This is a genomic window from Kaistella solincola (genome assembly GCF_000812875.1).
Classification (GTDB): Bacteria; Bacteroidota; Bacteroidia; order Flavobacteriales; family Weeksellaceae; genus Kaistella; species Kaistella solincola.
The window spans coordinates 450,581-471,014 of sequence record NZ_JSYK01000002.1 but is presented as its reverse complement, the minus strand read 5'-3'; the positions used below and the strand labels follow the sequence as shown (position 1 = coordinate 471,014).

The 20,434-nt window shown below is 40.2% G+C and carries 19 protein-coding genes; 7 read left to right on the top strand and 12 right to left on the bottom strand.

All coding sequences use genetic code 11. The features are described from left to right. Positions 1-2 precede the first annotated feature (2 nt). Positions 3-1,247, bottom strand: a complete 1,245-nt coding sequence (locus tag OA84_RS03205; protein ID WP_039342178.1) for a DUF445 domain-containing protein — start codon at positions 1,245-1,247, stop codon at positions 3-5. Positions 1,248-1,365: 118 nt separating this feature from the next. Here OA84_RS03205 and msrB point away from each other — a divergent pair, with 118 nt between their 5' ends. Continuing rightward, positions 1,366-1,884: a peptide-methionine (R)-S-oxide reductase MsrB gene (msrB, locus tag OA84_RS03200; protein WP_394332712.1), complete on the top strand. Its 519-nt coding sequence runs from the start codon at positions 1,366-1,368 to the stop codon at positions 1,882-1,884. 47 nt (positions 1,885-1,931) lie between these two features. Here msrB and OA84_RS11140 read toward each other — a convergent pair whose 3' ends face one another. From OA84_RS11140 to OA84_RS03185, 3 genes are all read right to left on the bottom strand, one after another. Next, a complete protein-coding gene (locus tag OA84_RS11140) occupies positions 1,932-2,375 on the bottom strand; it encodes a hypothetical protein (RefSeq protein ID WP_052252083.1) in 444 nt (147 codons plus the stop codon). Between the two features lie 26 nt (positions 2,376-2,401). Beyond that, positions 2,402-5,065, bottom strand: a complete 2,664-nt coding sequence (locus OA84_RS03190; protein WP_039342174.1) for a TonB-dependent receptor domain-containing protein — start codon at positions 5,063-5,065, stop codon at positions 2,402-2,404. A 66-nt stretch (positions 5,066-5,131) separates the two neighbouring features. After that, complete coding sequence (locus OA84_RS03185; protein WP_039342172.1) at positions 5,132-5,509, bottom strand: hypothetical protein; 378 nt, start codon at positions 5,507-5,509, stop codon at positions 5,132-5,134. Between the two features lie 139 nt (positions 5,510-5,648). On the opposite strand from OA84_RS03185, the gene OA84_RS03180 reads away from it, so the two are divergent. Continuing rightward, complete coding sequence (locus tag OA84_RS03180; protein ID WP_039342169.1) at positions 5,649-6,413, top strand: murein L,D-transpeptidase catalytic domain family protein; 765 nt, start codon at positions 5,649-5,651, stop codon at positions 6,411-6,413. 42 nt (positions 6,414-6,455) lie between these two features. On the opposite strand, the gene OA84_RS03175 is transcribed toward OA84_RS03180, so the two are convergent. Beyond that, the gene (locus OA84_RS03175) at positions 6,456-7,295 is read right to left on the bottom strand and encodes a GLPGLI family protein (protein ID WP_039342731.1); all 840 of its coding nucleotides are present in this window, start codon (positions 7,293-7,295) and stop codon (positions 6,456-6,458) included. Positions 7,296-7,441: 146 nt separating this feature from the next. On the opposite strand from OA84_RS03175, the gene OA84_RS03170 reads away from it, so the two are divergent. The 4 genes from OA84_RS03170 to sufD all read left to right on the top strand — a co-directional run bounded on the left by OA84_RS03170 (position 7,442) and on the right by sufD (position 11,481). Next, entirely contained in the window at positions 7,442-7,771 is a 330-nt protein-coding gene (locus OA84_RS03170; protein ID WP_039342166.1) for a HesB/IscA family protein, read from the top strand. 21 nt (positions 7,772-7,792) lie between these two features. After that, positions 7,793-9,241 (top strand): Fe-S cluster assembly protein SufB, encoded by a 1,449-nt coding sequence (sufB, locus tag OA84_RS03165; RefSeq protein ID WP_039342164.1) that lies wholly within the window; start codon positions 7,793-7,795, stop codon positions 9,239-9,241. Between the two features lie 114 nt (positions 9,242-9,355). Further along, positions 9,356-10,099: a Fe-S cluster assembly ATPase SufC gene (sufC, locus tag OA84_RS03160; RefSeq protein ID WP_039342161.1), complete on the top strand. Its 744-nt coding sequence runs from the start codon at positions 9,356-9,358 to the stop codon at positions 10,097-10,099. A gap of 62 nt (positions 10,100-10,161) precedes the next feature. Next, entirely contained in the window at positions 10,162-11,481 is a 1,320-nt protein-coding gene (gene sufD, locus OA84_RS03155) for a Fe-S cluster assembly protein SufD (RefSeq protein WP_039342158.1), read from the top strand. A gap of 321 nt (positions 11,482-11,802) precedes the next feature. Here the strand turns inward: sufD and scpA are convergent, their stop codons facing one another. The 5 genes from scpA to OA84_RS03130 form a co-directional block, all read right to left on the bottom strand. Further along, positions 11,803-13,926: a methylmalonyl-CoA mutase gene (scpA, locus tag OA84_RS03150; protein ID WP_039342156.1), complete on the bottom strand. Its 2,124-nt coding sequence runs from the start codon at positions 13,924-13,926 to the stop codon at positions 11,803-11,805. A 146-nt stretch (positions 13,927-14,072) separates the two neighbouring features. After that, on the bottom strand, positions 14,073-14,378 hold the full coding sequence (locus tag OA84_RS11135; protein ID WP_156965023.1) for a hypothetical protein: 306 nt from the start codon (positions 14,376-14,378) through the stop codon (positions 14,073-14,075). Between the two features lie 104 nt (positions 14,379-14,482). Continuing rightward, positions 14,483-14,677, bottom strand: a complete 195-nt coding sequence (locus OA84_RS03140; RefSeq protein WP_169743474.1) for a hypothetical protein — start codon at positions 14,675-14,677, stop codon at positions 14,483-14,485. Between the two features lie 142 nt (positions 14,678-14,819). Further along, entirely contained in the window at positions 14,820-15,908 is a 1,089-nt protein-coding gene (gene prfA, locus OA84_RS03135) for a peptide chain release factor 1 (RefSeq protein WP_039342151.1), read from the bottom strand. A 309-nt stretch (positions 15,909-16,217) separates the two neighbouring features. Continuing rightward, positions 16,218-16,499, bottom strand: a complete 282-nt coding sequence (locus tag OA84_RS03130; protein ID WP_185093399.1) for a hypothetical protein — start codon at positions 16,497-16,499, stop codon at positions 16,218-16,220. Positions 16,500-16,741: 242 nt separating this feature from the next. On the opposite strand from OA84_RS03130, the gene fumC reads away from it, so the two are divergent. Beyond that, positions 16,742-18,124 carry a class II fumarate hydratase gene (fumC, locus tag OA84_RS03125; protein WP_039342145.1) on the top strand — a complete coding sequence of 461 codons (1,383 nt, stop codon included), beginning with the start codon at positions 16,742-16,744 and terminating at the stop codon, positions 18,122-18,124. 78 nt (positions 18,125-18,202) lie between these two features. On the opposite strand, the gene OA84_RS03120 is transcribed toward fumC, so the two are convergent. Both OA84_RS03120 and OA84_RS03115 read right to left on the bottom strand, forming a co-directional pair. After that, a complete protein-coding gene (locus OA84_RS03120) occupies positions 18,203-18,922 on the bottom strand; it encodes an ABC transporter ATP-binding protein (RefSeq protein WP_039342142.1) in 720 nt (239 codons plus the stop codon). A gap of 2 nt (positions 18,923-18,924) precedes the next feature. Beyond that, on the bottom strand, positions 18,925-20,394 hold the full coding sequence (locus OA84_RS03115; protein ID WP_039342139.1) for a DUF5687 family protein: 1,470 nt from the start codon (positions 20,392-20,394) through the stop codon (positions 18,925-18,927). Positions 20,395-20,434 lie beyond the last annotated feature (40 nt).

Genomic DNA, 20,434 nt, shown 5'->3' with positions numbered 1-20,434 from the left:
TTTTAGAGGAAAAAATTCGTCGCGGTATAAATGATCAAGCCCACCAAACCACCGACAATTGTTCCATTCACTCGGATAAATTGTAAATCTTTCCCTACTTCAAGTTCCAGTTTTTCGCTCAACTCTTTTCCCTGCCAGTTACCAACTGTGGAGCTGATGAGATTTCCGGCTTGATGCGTGTTTTTTAAAATGTATTTATACGCCGTAACGCGCACCCAATGGTCGATTTTATTCTGAAACTTTTCGTCGGTTTTTAAATTTTTTGCCAGTTCTGTGAGGTTTTTTTGAACATAATTTTTCAGCGCAGAATTTTCGTCTTCCAATTCTTTGCTGAGCGATTTTTTAATGGAGTTCCAGATATCGGCAGAATATTGCGTGATTTTTTCGGATGTAAGAAAATCATCTTTAATGTTCCGAAATTCTTCAGCCCATTGGTTTTCGGTTTTTACTTCGTTTGAAAAAGTGTACAATTTGCTAGAAATTTCGTGCCGTAAAGAGTGGTTTTCATCATGTTCCACCTCTTCAAAATACTTCGAAAGACCAACGGTGATTTTGTCTGCAATATTATCTTCGACAAACCTCGGAACCAGAAAAAAACTTTCGCTTTTTACCCGTTCTTTCACCATTTGCTGATTTTTCAGAACATATTCTTTAATTTGTTTTGAAAGATTGGTTATCAGGCGTTGGTGGTCATTTTTATCTAAAATATATTCCAGTCCGTTGCCGATTATTTGGTTGATTTTTACATCGTCGGTCATTTCTTTGGCTTTCTTTTCAATAAAATTTACAACTTCGGTGTCGTCCAGTTTATTTAAAATATCCAGAACAATGTTCGAAACTTCTTTAATCAGCTTTTCCTGATTTCGAGAAGCGGAAAGCCATTCGCCTACAAAATGGGAAATCATAATTTTTTGGATGTAAGGCCGGATATTTTGTGGCGAAAGAAAATTATCAACCACGAAATTTCCCAAATTGTCACCAATGCGCTCTTTGCTGTTTTCGATGAGATTGGTGTGCGGAATTTTCAGCCCGAGAGGATAATTGAAAAGTGCGGTAACCGCGAACCAATCTGCCAGAGCGCCGACCATCGCAGCTTCTGAAAATGCTTTGAGGTAACCGATCCAGTGCGCCGGATTTTCTTTTGCTAATATTGTTGTAGTGACGAAAATAAGCGCCATCAGTAAGAAAAGCCCGGTGGCAAACATTTTGTACTTACGCAGTTGCGCTTTTTTTTCAAAATCGTTCATTGTTTCAAATGTACTAAATTTGAGTTTTACAATTTTTACTTCATACGATTTTACACAAAAATCAGTTTATCAATCTATGAAATACTTTCTTTTTTTTGCCTTCTGTATGTCGTTACAGATGTGCTCGCAAGTTCAAAAACCCGAAATTTCTCAACAGAATAAAAATTCAATTTCAATGGAAAATTCCACCACTCAAAAAGAAAACCCTTATTATTCCCGCACCGACCGCACCAAACTGAATGTTCCCAACTCGGAATGGAAAAAAATACTTTCACCGGAAGTTTACGCAGTTGCTCGGGAAGCCGCAACGGAAAGACCCGGGACCGGGAAATATAACCAGTTCGACGAATTAGGTGAATATTACTGCGTTGTTTGCGGAAACCATCTTTTCCGCTCAGATTCTAAATTTTCCTCAACCTGTGGCTGGCCAAGTTTTTTTGAAGCTGATAAAGAAGGCGTCATCTATAAAAGAGATTCAAGCTACGGCATGGAAAGAACCGAAGTTTTATGCAAACGCTGCGACTCTCATTTAGGACACGTTTTTAACGACGGTCCGCCACCTACAGGCACACGTTTCTGTATGAATTCCGTAAGTCTGGATTTTGTTCCCGACTCGAAAACAGCAAATAACAATTAAAAAAATGCAGCTTATTGCTGCATTTTTTTGTTTTTAGCTTTTAATGTTTAAATTAAAGGTGCGCCAACCTGAATATCACAACGGTGGTGCGGTTCACCATGAGCCGGATTGAAAGCCGGTTTTGGTCCGCTAACCTGAACGGGCGCTGCCGAAGATGACACTGCCGGTGCAATCGGACTGGTATTAAAGCCAGGTGCAATACTGCCCGGCGTCGGTAGCGACTGTACATTTTGCGGCGCACTGTCCAGTGGTGCACCAACCTGAATGTCGCATCGGTGATACGGCTGCCCGTGTTCCGGATTTAAAGTCGGTTTCTGTGCTGTAGCAGCAGTATTTTCGCTTAAAGTTGTGTTTGCAGATGTAGTGTCAGCGACGACCATCGCATCTTTTTGTGGCGTGTTCAGCGGCTCGATATTTTTCGCCGCCGGCGCATTTTTGTCGCAGGAATACAAAAGCGCAGCGCCTGCAATTATTAGCGGTATTTTTCGCATATTTTCTGTTTTATCAAAAGTATTAATTAAAATTTAAAATCTACACCCACGTAAACATTTGCAGGCATAATCGGTGCGTACACCATTCCGGCATCGAAATAATTTCCAAACGGATTCTCAGCATCCAAAATCGGGTTGGCTTGCATTGTACTTGTTAAATTTTCACCACCAATATAAGCACGGAAATTTTTGTTGAAGTTTCGCGAAATCTGTGCATTTAGCGTCGCGTAGCTTTTCGAATATTCCGGAAGTCTATATTCTGCCGGGTTTGAATTTAAGTTCGGAAGTTTTTGCTGTCCCACCAATTGTAAAGTGGTGTCAAAATTCCAGAAACCTTCTTTTTCATTTTTAGTTGTGGAGTAAGAAGCATTAAAGAATCCACGGTTTTTTGCCATGAATGGAATTTCTCTGCTTCCACCTTTAAAATCAGCCTGAACATCATAATATTTATACGCCAATCTCATTTCCAGATTTCTGGCTGGTGAAAAATCAACCTGTGTTTGGAAACTGTTTGCAAACGAATTTCCGTCTAAGTTGTAAAACACGATTTTCTGCGGTGAAACGTCTAAATCCGTAAGGACCTGATTTTGAAAATCTGTTCTGAAGAAATCAGCAACTAAACTTGCTTTACGATTAAATAATTTGAATTCCTGCTGAAGACTTGCACCGTAATTCCAGGCAATTTCCGGCTCTAAATCATATATTTTTCCGCCATTTCCTAAGATTTCAATCTCACGGTTTGAAGCGAAATACTGCTGATTTTCCGCGAAAACATTCGCTGTACGGAAACCTCGTCCAGCAGAAAGTCTCAAAATGGTTTTCGGTGAAAGATCATATTTGAAGTTCAAACGCGGTGTAAACTGAGTTCCGGCTAAGTTGTGGAAATCTGTTCGGACACCTGCAACCAAAGTATATTTCAAACCTGAAAGCGTGTACTCGAAAAATAAACCGGGAACCGTTTCAGTTCTTTGGTAATTTTGCGTTAAATAATCTTCGTCGTAATTGTCATACAGAAAACTTGCGCCGGTTTTAAATTTATTATTGGTGTTGCCGATTATACTTTCAAAAACCAAATTTGAATAAAAAGTGTTCTGTTTGCCCCAATAATTTCGGTTTCCAAAAAAACTGTCCTGCAGGTGCGTGGTGAACTGGTTCATCCAACCGATACTTTGGTAGGGTTTATCTTTAAAAATATAGCCGGTTTTGTTCCAGATTTCAAAGCGCGAAAGATCGATTCCCACACCATAAGCGTTCTGCTGAGACTGATCAATTTTTTTGTCAAATGCAGTTTGTCCACCGAAACGCTCGTCTTTCACAAAACTTATTCCGAAATGCGTTCCCCAGCCCGAATTTTCCAAATCGTTATAATTCAGCAAATAAGCAGCATTAATTTGGTTCCCGGTCGGTTGATCCAGAAATCCATCGTCATTAGAATCAATTTCACCTAAAGTTGCGTTGCCGTGAAGCAACACTGTTTGGTTCCATTTTTCGTTCAAAGGAGTAGTAGAAGTGATGTTGGTTTCCACGCGGCCGTTCGCGTCAGCGAAAACATTTAATGCAGTTTCCGGAGTTTCATTGAATTTTAAAAGCTCGGTATTGATCTGGCCGGTAATACTTTCGTAGCCGTTCACCACGGTGCTGCCACCTTTGGTCAGTTGAATCCCGCCAATCCAGCGTCCCGGAATCAAATTTAAACCATAAGGCGCCGCTAAACCGCGAACAGAAGGTAAAAGTTCTTTAGTTAAAGCGGTGTATTTTTGGTCTAAACCAAGCATTTTCAGTTGTTTTGTTCCCGTGACTGCGTTGCTGAAGGAAACGTCCACAGTGGCGTTGGTTTCAAAACTTTCAGAAAGGTTACAACATGCCGCTTTCAGCAATTCTTTTGTTCCGATATTAAAGGTTAATCCGGTTTCCTTCTTGCTTAGAGCCGTTGCATCAGCCGTTTTTATAAGCCGAACTTCGTCGATGGATTTTTGAAAATGGTCATCGAAGTTGCTGAAATCTTTTTTAGGTTTTGGCGCATCGGAATGCACGCCTTCGCCCTGCACACCAAATTCTGCGTCGCGGTCATAAAGACAACAGCCAGGCAACTTTTTATAAACCGTACCGGTGGTTAAAAACTTTTCATTATCGTGCCCAACATCAGCGATTTTTTTCAAAATAGCTTCAGCAGACGTTTTTGCAGGATCGAATTCCAGAGAAACCTTTTGCGTTTCTGCACTCCAGTTTGCATCTGTGGCGCCGGCGCTTTTTGCTGCAGTTTCAATTCTGGCTTTACACATATCGCAATTGCCACGCACAAAGTATTCCTGAGTGGGTGCTGCAATTACAGTTTCTGTAGTTGCTGACAATAAATCTGGGCTTCGTTCATAATGACAGCAGCTTGGTAACTTGTCATAAATTGCATCTGAAGCACGGTATTTTTCGTTGTCGTGGCCCACATCAGCGATATTTTTTAAAATTAAATCCGCCGATGTTTTTGCCGGATCAAATTCTACTTCAAGTTTTTGGGTTTCAGCGTTCCACACAGCGGTTTCAGCGCCGGATTTTTTGGCTGAGGTTTCAATTCTTTCTTCACACATTCCGCATTCTCCTTTTACGGTAAAAGTAGATTTTGTAAGCGTTTGAGCGGAAATAAAAGAGGAAATTAAGAATATAAATACTAAGAGACTTCTTAATAAAGTTTTCATTTTTTAAAATAAATTAGTTAACATAGAAATTACCGAAAGTACAAACTTTCGGCTGTACGAGGTATGTTAACCAATTTTTGGCGGTTGCCAAATGTTTTGAAGAGCAGAAGTAAAGTGCAGCGTTTGGTAATCAAAATTTGCCTTTGAAGCAAAAAAATGCTTTTCAAAAGGTGAATTGAATTCCGCCGAAAGGAAATTTACGGTAAACTGAACAGTGCACGATTTACAGTCGTTGCAATCGTGGTTACAGTCGTCTTTTTTAGGTGAATCTTTTGTGGTTTTCGAATGACAGTCGGTGGACTTTTTCGTGTCGCAGCAGTTCTTGGCGTCATTCATTTTTTTGTCGCAATGTTCAACGGGGCTTTGTGCAAATACCATTTGTTTGGGCAGAATAAAAATTCCAAGACCCAAGACGATAAAAAGTATTTTTAAAGTTTTCAACATGCTGATGCAAAATTACTAATTAATTTCCGATCTACGAACACTGTTAAACCTTCATAAGAAAAAGTTAAAAATTTATCATTTAAAGGCTTGATAATTAAATAATTGTATTTTTGCGCCTCCAAATTACCAAACATTACCTATGCAAAAATTCCTTTTAATCTTAGTTTCTGTTCTGTTTTTCAGCACTTCTTTCTACACCATTAAAAGCAAAAGCGAAAAGCACACAGCAAATATTATTAAAGCTGAAACCACAAATATTCCGCTGAAGTCAAAAGCAAAAAATTCGGCCGAAAAGGCGGCAGAAATTTATAACAGCATTTCTTTTTCCGATATGAAAAAACTTAATCCCGAAGTTTTTGAAAAAGCTTTTCTTGGTTTTGAAAACTTAAAAAAAGCCGGAAAAATGCCCGAAAATTCCAATCTTTTAACCATCTGCGATTTTTCACTTTCTTCCACCGAAAAAAGATTGTGGGTAATAGATCTTGCTGAAAAGAAAGTTCTGTTTAATTCACTTGTCGCACACGGAAAAAATACCGGTGAAGAATTTGCGCAGAAATTTTCGAATATTGAAAGTTCTTACCAAAGCAGTTTGGGTTTTTATATCACCGAAGGTTCTTATAATGGTTCAAACGGATATTCGCTGAAGCTCATCGGCATGGACGCGGGTTACAATGATGCGGCGCTGCAGCGCGCAATTGTAATGCACGGCGCAGATTATGTGAGTGATGATTTTATTAAGAGCCAGAAACGTTTGGGTAGAAGTTGGGGTTGCCCGGCGGTGCCGCGTGAATTGGCGCAGCCGATCATCAACACGATAAAAAACGAAAACTGTCTCTTTATTTATTATCCTGATCAGCAATATCTTTCGAGCTCGAAATGGTTGAAAGCAGAGGTAAATTCCTAAACAGCAAAACATAAAAAAACCCGCAAATAGCGGGTTATTTTTTTATTTCAGTTCAATCGGGTTGTTGTTTTTCTTTTGCTCCTCGGCCATTCTGGTTTCCATTTGCCGGCGCTGATTGGGGTCCGGGCTTCTCATGGAACCACGGCTTTGCGGTGCGCTGATTCCGGAGCCGCCACGCGCGCCCATCGCTGCCTGAACAAAAGCTGCGGGATCTTTGCGGAACTGTGCTTCCTGCTTTTCAAAATCTTTCCGTTTTACTTTCACTAAATTTCCACGCTGGTTAAAATCCTGCATTTCAGCAATTTTTTTGGTTTCTTTCAAGTCAAAGGAATAATCACCTTTCGCATCTTCAACTTTTACAATTAAACCCGGTAGACCCGAAAATTTATATGGTCCGTCCTGAAACGATACTTCTGTCGTAAACCAGGCGGACCAGGTTCTTCCTGCAAAATCTGTTTGCGCTTTTTGGGTTTTATATTCACCAATTGTGGCGATTTCTGGAAGAATTTTCCAGTCCATCTGGCGGTCTTCTTCGTAAGAGTATTGATCGCGCAAAATTCTGGCGTTGTACAATTTTTTACCTGTTTTATAATCTTTTTCAATAAGAAAATCCAGGTTTGTACGCAATGACTGCATTTGGCTTCTGTCGAAATTAAAGCTGCCGGTTTGTCGTGCTTTACCCATAATGGAATCTCTTTTTAGCCGGTTTTCAGCATAAAAAACCGATTTTTCCGGAGTAATATCAAGGTAAGCGTTTTCGGTTTTAATATTGTTTCGGTTGGTAGAATCCGGTTTCATTGAAACCTGATAAACAAAACGCGTGGCTTGTGCGAAAAAAAATTGGCTCGTTAAGGCCAAAAAAAACAATCCTAATTTTTTCATTATTTTAATTTGGTTTTGGATGAAATTCGCCTGCAATAGTTAAATTTTTAAAGCTATTGAAGGTATAGACAAATATATACGTCCTAATTTGATTTTCATTTTATTATTAGTAATTTTGCAATCTAAAATGATTCTAAATAAAAACAATGATAAAAGTTAGCGATCACGCAAAAGACAAAGCCATTCAGTTAATGACTGAAGAAGGTTTTAGGCCTTTTGAAGATTATATAAGAGTCGGTGTAAAAAGCGGCGGTTGTTCTGGATTGGAATATGTACTGAGATTTGATAACCAAAAAGACGACGCTGACCAGGTTTTTGAGGATAATGGTATTAAAATTATCATCGATAAAAAATCAATTCTTTATCTGGCAGGAACTACTTTGGAATATTCAGGAGGTTTAAACGGAAAAGGGTTCATCTTCAACAACCCAAACGCGAACAGAACTTGCGGTTGTGGTGAAAGTTTTTCCCTGTAAATTCCTATAATTTTTAAGAAAATGGCAAAATATACAGAAGACGACCTTCGGGTTGATCTTGAAAATCAGAAATACGAATACGGTTTTACCACAGATATTGAGTATGACGATTTCCCCATCGGCTTAAGCGAAGAAATTGTCCGGATGATTTCGGCAAAAAAAGAAGAACCGGAATGGATGACGGAATGGCGCCTTGAAGCTTTCCGCATCTGGCAAAAAATGGAAGAACCGGATTGGGCGAATGTGAAATATGAAAAGGTTGATTTTCAGTCGATTCAATATTACGCGGCACCAAAGAAAAAACCGGAATTGGCGAGTTTAGATGAAGTTGATCCGGAATTATTGAAGACTTTCGAAAAGCTCGGCATCAATATTAATGAGCAGAAGAGGCTGACCGGCGTTGCGATGGACATCGTGGTCGATTCAGTTTCAGTTAAAACCACGTTTCAGAAAACATTAAAGGAAAAAGGCATTATTTTCTGCGCTATTTCCGAAGCGATCCGCGATTATCCCGAATTGGTTCGTAAATATATCGGAAAAGTTGTCCCAAGAGGCGATAATTTCTATGCAGCCCTGAACTCCGCGGTCTTTTCCGACGGAAGTTTTTGCTACATTCCGAAAGGGGTAAAATGCCCGATGGAACTTTCCACGTATTTCCGTATTAACCAGTCGGGTAGTGGGCAGTTCGAAAGAACGCTGCTTATCGCTGATGAAGGAAGCTACGTTTCTTATCTGGAAGGATGCACCGCACCAGCGCGCGACGAAAATCAGTTGCATGCTGCCGTAGTGGAATTATTTGCTATAGATGATGCAGAAATTAAGTATTCAACTGTACAAAACTGGTTCCCTGGAGACTCCGAAGGTAAAGGTGGTGTTTTTAATTTCGTAACAAAACGCGGAATTTGTGAGAAAAACGCAAAAATTTCCTGGACTCAGGTGGAAACAGGTTCTGCCGTAACTTGGAAATATCCGAGCTGTATATTAAAAGGTGATAATTCCATCGGTGAATTTTATTCCATCGCGGTTACCAATCACCATCAGTACGCAGATACGGGAACAAAGATGATTCACATCGGAAAAAACACGAAATCCACCATAATTTCTAAAGGAATTTCAGCCGGTAAATCCAACAATTCTTACCGTGGTTTGGTGAAAGTAATGCCGACTGCAAAAGGTGCGCGGAACTTTTCACAGTGTGATTCTTTATTGATGGGTAATGATTGTGGCGCACACACCTTCCCATATATTGAAGTAAAAAATCCGACAGCGCAGCTTGAGCACGAAGCCACAACTTCAAAAATTGGTGAAGACCAGATTTTCTACTGTAACCAAAGAGGAATCAGCACTGAAAAAGCAATTGCGCTGATTGTAAATGGTTTCGGAAAAGAAGTACTGAACAAATTACCGATGGAATTTGCCATCGAAGCACAAAAATTATTAGAAATTTCTTTGGAAGGTAGCGTCGGTTAATTTGCCAAAAGCAAAAAATTTGCCCAAATACCTGCCAGAAAATTTCATTAAATATTTAAAATAAAAAACAGGAAGTAATTAACCTTTAATTATCTAATTACCTCATTTCATATTATGTTAAAAATTAACAACTTACACGCAAAGATCGAAGACGGAGCAGAAATTCTGAAAGGAATTAATCTTCAAATAAATCCGGGTGAAGTTCACGCGATTATGGGACCAAACGGTGCCGGAAAATCAACTTTAGCTTCGGTAATCGCCGGGAAAGAAGATTACGAAGTTACCGACGGTGAAATTCTTTTCGAAGGAAAAGATATCGTGGAAGATGCGCCGGAAGAAAGAGCGCACGAAGGCATTTTTCTTTCTTTTCAATATCCTGTGGAAATTCCTGGTGTTACCGTGACCAATTTTATAAAAGCTGCCATCAACGAAAACCGAAAAGCAAAAGGTTTAGAAAATATGTCGGCGAAAGAAATGTTGGCTTTGGTGAAAGAAAACTCCGAAAAGCTGAACATTAAAAGAGATTTCCTTTCACGTTCTTTAAACCAGGGTTTTTCTGGTGGTGAGAAAAAACGTAACGAAATCTTCCAGATGATGATGCTCAATCCGAAATTAGCGATTCTGGATGAAACTGATTCTGGTCTTGATATTGACGCGCTTCGAATTGTAGCAGATGGTGTAAATTCTTTCCGTAACGCCGGAAACGCTGTTCTATTGATTACCCATTACCAGAGACTTTTAGATTATATCGAACCAGATTTTGTACACGTTCTGGCTGACGGAAAAATCATTAAAACAGGCGACAAATCGCTGGCTTTGGAACTTGAAGATAAAGGATACGATTGGCTTTTGAATTAATTTGAGATTTGAACTACGCTGATTTCTTTTAAAATATCAAACTTCAAATATCAAACTAAATAATGGCTTTATTAGAAAATATACAAAATAACCACGCGGCTTTTTTAGATACGCTTCAGCACCGTTTTCTTGATGAAAACCGAAAGGCAGCCCTGCAAAAGTTCTTTCATTTTGGCTTTCCCACAAAGAAAGACGAAGAATATAAATACACAAATTTGCGCGAAATAACCGAAAAAAATTATAATTTTTTCCCGACAGAAGCGCACACCATTTCCAAGGAACAGATAGCTGAACTTCATCTAGGCGAAGAAAATTTCGACTGGATTGTCTTTATTAATGGAAGACTGCACAAGGAACTTTCAAAAATTTCGATCGAAAACGTGGAATTATTATCATTTAATTTCGCGCTGAACGATCCGAATCATAAAGATGTTTTCGAGCATTATTTCAATACCATCGCCGACCAAAATCTGGCCTTCACCAATTTAAACACGGCATACTGCAAGCAGGGATTTTTCCTGAAAGTACCGAAAAATGTGGTGATTGAAAAACCCATCCACGTTTTTTACATTTCGCAAAATCAGGACGAAAATACCTTTTACAACACCAGAAATTTGCTGATTGCAGAAGAAGGTTCCAAAATCGAGGTCATTGAAAGTCACCATAACTTCGATGAAACCTACGTTTTCACCAACACGGTTACCGAAATTTTCACTTATCAGAACGCGAAGGCAGACTGGCACAAAGTGCAGAACGACAGCGACACATCTTACCTAGTGGACCACACTTTTGCAAAACAGGAGCGCGACAGTTTAACCACCGTGAACACTTTTTCCTTCGGCGGAAAACTCGTAAGAAACAACCTGGATTTCATTCATAACGGCGAAAACATCAACTCGTTCATGAACGGAATCACGATTATCGACAACGAGCAGCACGTGGATCACCACACAGCCGTGCATCACAAAACGCCGAATTGTGAAAGCTACCAAAATTATAAAGGGATTTACAAAGGCAAATCTCACGGCGTTTTCAACGGCAAAGTTTACGTGGACAAAATCGCGCAGAAAACCAATGCTTATCAGCAAAACAACAATGTTTTGCTGAACGAAGGCGCTTCGGTGGATAGTAAACCGCAGCTTGAAATTTTCGCTGATGATGTGAAATGTTCCCACGGCTGTACCGTCGGTCAGCTCAATGAAGATGCGCTGTTTTACCTGCGCGCGCGCGGAATTTCACACAAAGAAGCGCAGGCCATGTTACTTTTCGCTTTCGCTAATGACGCGATGGAAAACATTGATATTGAGCCACTTCGCATAAAAATATCAAAACTTCTCGCCGAAAAACTGGAAGTCGATATGGCTTTTGAAGATATATTCTAAAAATAAAAATTTGCCGTTTAAACGGCATTTTTTTTTGGTTTACGAAATGATCTGTAAAGTTCAACTTTGCAATTCAGGAAAATTTGCCGCTAAAAGGGCCAATTTTTCTATTTTGTAAATCTGGTTTTTCGGGCGACTTTTTCCGTCCTCCACTCCCGCTTTTTTGCTCCGCTTCGCTTCGCAAAAAGAGCTCCGTTCAGGCCGGGTCGCGAATACGTCCTTAAAGGAAACCAAACGTTCTAACCAATATCAGAAATAGAAAAAACGGGCTAAAAGACCGTTTTTTTTCGTTTTACCAAAATTATTTTAAAAAGTAATTCTTTATTCGTTTTTAAGAAAACCTTCCAAAATCTCGCACGCAGATTTCGGTAAATTCGTTCCAGGCCCGAAAATAAAATCCGCGCCGTTTTCGTAAAGAAAATCGTAATCCTGCTTCGGTATGACGCCGCCAACGACAATCGTAATATCGTCAGCACCCAATTTCTTCAGCTCTGCTACGACTTCCGGAACCAGATATTTGTGTCCTGCAGCCAAAGATGAAACACCCAAAATATGAATGTCGTTTTCCACCGCCTGTTTTGCCACTTCTTCCGGAGTTTGGAAAAGCGGCGCGACATCAACGTCAAAACCCATGTCTGCAAATGCGGTTGCGACTACTTTTGCACCGCGATCGTGACCGTCCTGACCCATTTTCACCACCATAATTCTCGGTCTGCGGCCTTCATTTTCCTCAAATTTCTCCGCTAAAGAAAGTGCTTTTCCGAAATATTCATTTTTGCTTGCGTTCATGGCATAAATTCCTTCAATAGTTCTAATGTTGGCTTTATAACGCCCGAAACTTTCTTCCATCGCGTCGCTCATTTCACCTAAAGTTACGCGTCGGCGCGCAGCTTCGATGCAGATTTCCAAAAGATTTCCTTCCCCTGATTTCGCGCATTCTTTAATTTTTTCGAGTATTTCTGCCGTTTTTTCCGGGTTTCTTGAGGCTTTTATGTGATTTAACCTTTCTATCTGTTTCCGCCGAACTTCAGAATTATCGATGTCTAAAATCTCCAGTTCCATCTGTTTTTGCGTGGATTGAAAAGAATTTACACCAATAATAAATTCTTCGCCGCTGTCGATTTTTGCCTGCTTTTTCGCTGCAGCTTCTTCAATTCTCATTTTTGGGATTCCGGCTTCGATGGCTTTCGTCATTCCGCCTTCTTTTTCCACTTCTTCAATGAATTTCATGGCTTCATCAATCATCTGCTGCGTCAGACCTTCAACCAAATGGCTTCCGCCCATCGGATCTACGACGTCGCAGATGCCGCTTTCCTGTTGTAAAATTATCTGGGTATTTCGGGCAATTTTTGCGGAATAATCGGTTGGAAGAGCAATGGCTTCGTCCAAAGCATTGGTGTGCAAAGATTGGGTTCCGCCCAAAGCAGCTGACAGCGCTTCAATCGTGGTTCTCGTAATATTATTGAAAGGTTCCTGCTCGGTTAAGCTCCACCCGGAAGTCTGGGAATGCGTTCGTAAAGCTAAAGATTTTTGATTTTTGGGATCGAACTGCGTTAAAAGATTTGCCCAAATATACCGCGCCGCGCGCATTTTTGCAATTTCCATAAAATGGTTCATGCCAACCGCCCAGAAAAACGAAAGCCTTGGCGCAAAATCATCGATGTTCATTCCCGCTTTTATTCCGGTGCGTACATATTCCAAACCGTCGGCTAAAGTGTAAGCCATTTCGAGAACCGGTGTCGCGCCGGCTTCCTGCATATGATAACCCGAAATTGAAATCGAGTTGAACTTCGGGATATTTTTCGAGGTATATTCAAAAATGTCCGCGATAATTTTCATCGACGGAGTCGGCGGATAAATATAGGTGTTACGCACCATGAATTCCTTCAGAATATCATTCTGAATGGTTCCGGAAAGTTTTTCCTGAGATACACCTTGCTCTTCCGCAGCCACAATATAAAAGGCCAAAACGGGTAAAACTGCGCCGTTCATCGTCATTGAAACAGAGATTTCATCCAAAGGAATTTCATTAAATAAAATTTTCATGTCTTCCACAGAATCGATAGCAACACCGGCTTTTCCCACGTCACCCTGAACACGCGGATGATCGGAATCGTAACCGCGGTGCGTTGCTAAATCAAAAGCTACAGACAAACCTTTTTGTCCCGCTGCTAAATTTCTTCTGTAAAAAGCATTGGATTCTTCAGCGGTAGAAAAACCCGCATACTGGCGGATTGTCCAGGGTTTCTGAACGTACATCGTGGAATACGGGCCGCGTAAATACGGCGCTAATCCGGCGGAAAATTGCTGTTCGGTAAATTTTTCAGAATCTTTTTCGGTGTAGGAAGATTTCATTTCCAAACCGTCTTTTTCGAAAAAATAGGGCGTTTTAGCCGGTAATTTTATGGAGAAATCCGGAGTGGTATTTTTAATGGCGTGGCGCATTGATGTTGACTTTAATGGAGGTAAAGTTACAATTTTTTCAGGAGTAGAAGCTTTCGGTGGAAATATGAAGTTTTTAGGAAAACCGAAAAATTTGCCCAAATAACAGGTAAAAAAAATCCGTTTCGTGTGGAGACGGATTTTTTATTTTAAAGACTGTCAGGTTTTTTGCGAGTTTCGCGTCTTTCCTTCTGGATTGTTACTTCGTGGTCGGCTTTATTAATTTCTTCTTTGATGTTTTCACCGGTTTCCTGTAATGCATCGCCGGTTTGTTCCGCTACGACTTCTATTTTATCACCAACTTTTTCGGCGGTGGAATCAATTCTTTCTTTATCGAGGCCTACGGTTTCTACCGTGGTGCGGTCGCCATCATCTTCAATCGTAGTGGTGACCTTTTTTTCGCAGGACGTAAAAGCCAAAAGCAAAATAAAGGGGCCAAAAATCAGTTTTTTCATAATTTCAATTTTTTTGTGTGTTTCAAATATAAAAATTTGCAAGGTGTAAAAGCAGAAACCCTGCAATTTTCGTGCAGGGTTTCCGATATAAAAAGTAAATTTAATTAGTTGGTGATGTCGCCATCTCCGTCTGTAGCGTCTTTAGAAGCATCTTTTACAGCGTTTGCGCCGTCTTTGATTGCGTCACCTGTAGCATCAACAGCGTTTTCTGCTGCGTTGTCTACTTCATTTACAGTAGAATCATTGGTGATTGGCATGGAATCGTTATCTACAACAACAACTGATGCAGTAGTGTCCATATCAGAATCAGTAGCTACCGTTTCTGTTTTTTTACAAGATGTCAAAGCAAGAAATCCAACTGCTCCTAGAATAAAAATTGATTTTTTCATAATACGTTTGTTTTAAATATTTCCGCTAATATATTAAATTATTATTATACTCCTAATAATTTTCTTCTTCACCTTTCATTTTTTCCGCATTTTCTGCCATAATTACAGCATCGATCATTTCCTGCAAATCGCCGTTCATATACGCATCAAGATTGTACATGGACTTGTTAATGCGGTGATCCGTAACTCTTCCCTGAGAATAATTGTAGGTTTTAATCTTCGCGGAACGGTCGCCGGTAGAAACCATAGATTTTCTTTGTGCCGCAATATCGCCAACTGCTTTTTGAAGTTCGATGTCGTATAGTTTGGTTCTCAGCATTTCCATCGCAAGTTCACGGTTAGCTAATTGCGAGCGTGCCTGCTGACAGACAACCACCATTCCGGTTGGTTTGTGCGTAAGCTGAACCTTGGTTTCAACCTTATTTACGTTCTGACCACCAGCACCGCCGGATCGGGAAGTCTGCATTTCGATATCTGCCGGATTTAGTTCAAAATCAACTTCTTCAGCTTCGGGTAAAACCGCGACGGTAATTGCTGAAGTGTGAACGCGTCCTTGAGATTCAGTTTCCGGAACACGCTGAACGCGGTGCACACCGGATTCGAACTTCATAATTCCGTAAACGCCGTCGTTACCTTCAACCTTCAAAATAAGCTCTTTGTAACCTTTTGCAGCTTCGCTGGCATCGGTAATCTCGTGTTTCCAACCTTTTGATTTGAAATACATGGCGTACGCACGGTAAACATCTTCCACGAAAATTGCAGCTTCGTCGCCGCCGGTTCCTGCACGGAGTTCCACGATGACGTTTTTGTCATCGGTAGGATCTTTTGGGATAAGCAAAACTTTCAGTTCTTCTTCCAGTGCCGGAATTTTATCCAGCATTTCATATTTTTCAAGTTTTGCCATTTCCACAAATTCCTTGTCGGACCCGTCTGCAATGATTTCGTCGGATTCTTCAATGGTATTTAAAGCTTGCTGATATTTGTCGAAAACGGTCACGATTTTACCTAAATCGCTGTATTCTTTATTTAAAGCAGAGTATTTTTTCTGGTCAGAAATAATGTCAGGCTGAATAATTAAGTCAGCAACTTCGTTGTAACGTTGCTTTATGGCTTGTAGTTTTGGTATAAGAGACTTAGACATTTTCTGGATTTTTGTGTCTGCAAAGATAGCGAAAATGAGGCAAAAGAACGGCAAGAATTCTCCCGTCGGAAGATGCTGAAAAGGAATTCTAGCCCCGATCGCAGTGGAAATCCCGGAAGCGCGGCTGCAAAGCCGCGCTGAGGAATTGCAATGAAGAGCGGGTTGTAGCAGTGTACGAAAAAAATGCCCTTCAAGCTCCTAATTTTTGCAAAAAAAAATCAGCTTCTAAAAAATAGAAACTGATGCTATATATGGTTTTGCTTTGTGATTGCTTTTTCCGGAATTATGGTGGGAAAGCAATGACATCAACTAGTGATGACCGTGACTGTCGCCGGTGTGGAGAAATGGACCACGACCTTTTGGATTGCTGAAAACAATTTCTGCACCCTGTTCCGGCAAAGTTTTTCTGCGTACTTCTTCCGGATCAAAAGCTTTGGTTTTGCCGAAATATTCTGCTAACCCTGAAGTTAACCAGATCGGGATTACATAACCGAAAAACATAAAAATACACCAGAACCCAACCAGGAACATGATTACGAAATACACGGTCCAAAGGAACTGATAGAAAGGCCAAAACGCTGATAATAACATCATCTCGTAGATTTTAGGCAAAAATAGGATAAATTTTGATTGGTACAAAGATTTTGCGCCGATTTTTCTTATTTAAACTGATTTTAAATTCGCTAAAGACGTTTTGCAATTTTTTGCCAATATAAGGCCGGAATTTTTTTGGAGGTTAAATTAAAGATGCGCGTTAATGTGAGATATTTATCATTCAAAAAACTTTGCCCGACATTTTTAAAATTCTTAATTTTAGGCATAAAATAAAAGGAATGAATTACAGAACAGAAAAAGATACGATGGGTGATGTTCAGGTGCCTGCAGATAAATTTTGGGGCGCACAAACCGAGCGGTCCCGCAACAATTTTAAAATTGGTCCCGAGGCTTCTATGCCACACGAAATCATCGAAGCTTTTGCTTATCTGAAAAAGGCTGCCGCTTATACCAATGCAGAATTAGGTGTTTTGGCCAGCGAAAAAAGAGATATGATCGCAAAAGTTTGCGATGAGATTTTGGAAGGCAAACTGAACGACCAGTTTCCGCTCGTTATCTGGCAAACCGGTTCCGGGACGCAATCAAACATGAATGTGAACGAAGTGGTTTCGAACAGGGCTCACGTAAAAAATGGCGGTGTTTTGGGCGAAAAATCTGAAATTCACCCGAATGACGATGTCAACAAATCTCAAAGTTCAAACGACACGTATCCAACCGCAATGCACATTGCTGCTTATAAGAAAGTAGTGGAGCATACTTTACCGGCGGTAGAAAAACTAAGAAATACTTTGAACGAAAAAGCCGAAAAATTTCAGTCTGTCGTGAAAATCGGACGTACGCATTTAATGGATGCTACGCCATTAACTTTAGGTCAGGAATTTTCAGGTTACGTTGCGCAGCTGGATTATGCCATGAAAGCCATTACCAATACTTTGGATCATTTGCAGGAAATCGCTTTGGGCGGAACTGCAGTTGGAACCGGATTAAATACACCAAAAGGTTACGACGTTTTGGTTGCGAAATATATTTCTGAATTTACAGGTCTTCCGTTCGAAACGGCACCAAATAAATTTGAAGCGCTTGCAGCACACGACGCGATTGTAGAAACGCACGGCGCTTTGAAGCAACTTGCTGTGGCGCTTTATAAAATTGCGCAGGATATTCGCTTTTTAGCTTCCGGCCCGCGAAGTGGAATTGGCGAAATTTATATTCCGGAAAACGAACCGGGTTCTTCCATCATGCCAGGAAAAGTAAACCCGACGCAAAATGAAGCGATGACCATGGTTTGCGCGCAGGTTTTAGGTAATGATACCACGATTTCTTTTGCCGGAACTCAGGGGAATTTTGAACTCAATGTGTACAAGCCGGTAATGGCGTACAATTTTTTACAGTCTGCGCAGCTTTTGGGCGATGCGTGTATTTCGTTTAATGACCATTGCGCGGTAGGAATCGAGCCAAACAATGAAAGAATTACCGAACTGGTGGATAAATCATTGATGTTGGTAACTGCGCTGAACACGCATATCGGTTATGAAAATGCAGCAAAAATTGCCAAAACAGCCCATAAAAACGGTACGACTTTGAAAGAAGAAGCGGTGAACCTTGGTTTATTAACCGCAGACCAATTTGATGAATGGGTGAAACCTGGCGATATGGTTTAAGAAATAGAAATGATATAGTTTTAGGTTATTAATTAATTGAAAAATTCCGGGTTTTTGCCCGGAATTTTTGTTTTTAAATTAAGCTAAAACTTCACTTTCAACCGACGTAGCAAAGAATTCTTCAAGCTCTTCCAAAGTTTCCGGTGTCGTGATGATGTCTTTCGCGACTTCGCCTTTGTTAAGCAGCACAATTCTGTCGCTGACTTCGGTGGTGTGCGCCAGATCGTGACTTGAAATCAGAAAAGTTACTTTTTCATTTTCTGACCAGTTTTTGATGAGTTTTTTTAGTTTTATCTGTGTAGACGGATCAAGATTTGCGAAAGGTTCATCTAAAACAATAATTTCAGGTTTGCCGATTAAAGCGCCCACAATTCCCACTTTTTTCTGGTTACCTTTTGAGAGATCACGGATGTATTTTCCGGCATTTAAAATTTCACCATTAAAAAAGTCCGTAAATTGCTGCAAAAATTCCGCAACGTCCGCTTTATTTTGTTCGCGCAGTTCACCTAAAAAATTAAAATATTCTTCAGGCGTTAAATAACCGATTAAAAAAGATTCGTCAATGAAAGCTGAAACCTGCTTTTTCCAGAGTTCATTTTCGTTTACTTTATTTCCTTCAATTTCAATATAGCCGCTTGAAGGCTCAATTAAATCCAGAAGAAGGCTGAAAAGCGTGGTTTTCCCGGCGCCATTATTTCCAACCAAACCAAAACTCTGACCTTTCGGGATTTCCAGAAGATCGATTTGAAGCACTTTTTTGTTGCCGTAAACTTTAGAAATATTGTTAATTGTAATCATAATTATATTTTTTTAAAGGCGCTAATGGTTGAATATTTTTGGTTTTTGTAGGTTTTAACGATCAGGTCAAAGATTTTGTCACGTAATAAAAAACCGGTTAAGCCCAGAACTGCTAAACTCGCGACTGCCATTTCCAAACTGAAAAAGTATTTTACCGCTGCAAAAACTGCCATCGGAAGTACCATTTGCGGAACCATGATCAGCACAACTTTCATATTCATATTATTGGCGCCGCCACCGAAAGATTTTGCCCGGGAATTCAGGTCAATTGGTTTTTTGTTGTACGCACCGGCAAGCAGTGTGAGGTAAGAATTTACACCAAGATTATAAAGCCCTGCTGCAAAGATGGTTAGGTAAAATTCCCAGCTGATAAACACATAAAAAACGGCCAAAACCATCGAAATAATTGTCGCTAAAACCACGACGCTCCATTTCGCTTTCAGGTAATCTTTGTACGGCACATTTTGCGTCATCATCAGCTGGTAATACGAACTGTCCCAGGCGGGAACCCGTTGACCAAACATAAAAAGGAAACCGCCGGTCACAAAAAGGCCTAGGAAAATGCGCATAAAATCTGTGCTGTACGCTTTTCCGCTGAAGTAAAGCAAACCGTAAAACAGAAACATAATGCCCGCAAAAAGCGCAGATTTTGCGGCTTTGCTTCTTTTCAAAAGCCGGATGTCATTATTGATGAAAGTTCCGGTGGTGCCGAAACGGTTCAGAAATTCAATATTTTCGGTTTTACCAACTTCTTTTTCCATTTCAAGACCGCGGTCCAGGTAGAAATTAGCTAAAATATTTCGGTACGCTAAATAAGCTGTTAACGCAGTAAGCAAAACCGGAATTAAAAACATTCCCGGAATTTGGTAAAATGAGTAGAAAATCTGCTCCGAATAATCGGACAGTTTTATATAACCATAATATTCCGCAACACCAATTGCAGCAACAATAGCTCCCACCGCATATAAAACCGCGTTTTTCTTGTTCAGCAAGATATTCAGAAAATTATTAAAGTAAAAAACAAACATAATTCCGGTTAAAAACATCAGAACTTTTATCACCGAAAATCCGCCATGGAAGATGAGCAATCCACAAAACGGCAACATAAACAGCAGGTAACCCCAGTTGAAAAAATTAAAAAATATTTTTAAAATGGTATAATTTACCAAAGTTTTTTTGGAAATATTTTGGCTCAGAAAAGGTTTAATATTCTGCGTTGGCATTTGCTGCATGAAATACCGGATCACCAAATCTGCCACGGCGTAATAAAGAAAATATTTGCTGAAAATGCGCACTGGATCGGCGCTAAGCTCTTCGCGGCTGTAGAAATAAAGTCCAAACGCCATCGCCACCAGCGAAAAACCGAGCCACATGTAGGTAAAACCCATCAGGATTTTCATGGCGAGATTCGCGCCGAATTGTGGATTTCTAAAAAAACTTTGGAGTTCTAATTTTAAAAGTTTACCATACATGGCGATTGTTTGCTAATAAGTGCGCAAAAACCGCGTTTTG

Coding starts and splice junctions, on each gene's coding strand:
- sufB (WP_039342164.1), top strand. CDS start 7,793: ATGGCAAAATATACAGAAGACGACCTTCGGGTTGATCTTGAAAATCAG.
- OA84_RS03190 (WP_039342174.1), bottom strand. CDS start 5,065: ATGAAAACTTTATTAAGAAGTCTCTTAGTATTTATATTCTTAATTTCC.
- OA84_RS03115 (WP_039342139.1), bottom strand. CDS start 20,394: ATGTATGGTAAACTTTTAAAATTAGAACTCCAAAGTTTTTTTAGAAAT.
- fumC (WP_039342145.1), top strand. CDS start 16,742: ATGAATTACAGAACAGAAAAAGATACGATGGGTGATGTTCAGGTGCCT.
- sufC (WP_039342161.1), top strand. CDS start 9,356: ATGTTAAAAATTAACAACTTACACGCAAAGATCGAAGACGGAGCAGAA.
- scpA (WP_039342156.1), bottom strand. CDS start 13,926: ATGCGCCACGCCATTAAAAATACCACTCCGGATTTCTCCATAAAATTA.
- OA84_RS03175 (WP_039342731.1), bottom strand. CDS start 7,295: ATGAAAAAATTAGGATTGTTTTTTTTGGCCTTAACGAGCCAATTTTTT.
- OA84_RS03170 (WP_039342166.1), top strand. CDS start 7,442: ATGATAAAAGTTAGCGATCACGCAAAAGACAAAGCCATTCAGTTAATG.
- msrB (WP_394332712.1), top strand. CDS start 1,366: ATGTGCTCGCAAGTTCAAAAACCCGAAATTTCTCAACAGAATAAAAAT.
- OA84_RS11140 (WP_052252083.1), bottom strand. CDS start 2,375: ATGCGAAAAATACCGCTAATAATTGCAGGCGCTGCGCTTTTGTATTCC.
- OA84_RS03140 (WP_169743474.1), bottom strand. CDS start 14,677: ATGGACACTACTGCATCAGTTGTTGTTGTAGATAACGATTCCATGCCA.
- OA84_RS03205 (WP_039342178.1), bottom strand. CDS start 1,247: ATGAACGATTTTGAAAAAAAAGCGCAACTGCGTAAGTACAAAATGTTT.
- prfA (WP_039342151.1), bottom strand. CDS start 15,908: ATGTCTAAGTCTCTTATACCAAAACTACAAGCCATAAAGCAACGTTAC.
- sufD (WP_039342158.1), top strand. CDS start 10,162: ATGGCTTTATTAGAAAATATACAAAATAACCACGCGGCTTTTTTAGAT.
- OA84_RS03185 (WP_039342172.1), bottom strand. CDS start 5,509: ATGTTGAAAACTTTAAAAATACTTTTTATCGTCTTGGGTCTTGGAATT.
- OA84_RS03180 (WP_039342169.1), top strand. CDS start 5,649: ATGCAAAAATTCCTTTTAATCTTAGTTTCTGTTCTGTTTTTCAGCACT.
- OA84_RS03120 (WP_039342142.1), bottom strand. CDS start 18,922: ATGATTACAATTAACAATATTTCTAAAGTTTACGGCAACAAAAAAGTG.
- OA84_RS03130 (WP_185093399.1), bottom strand. CDS start 16,499: ATGTTATTATCAGCGTTTTGGCCTTTCTATCAGTTCCTTTGGACCGTG.
- OA84_RS11135 (WP_156965023.1), bottom strand. CDS start 14,378: ATGAAAAAACTGATTTTTGGCCCCTTTATTTTGCTTTTGGCTTTTACG.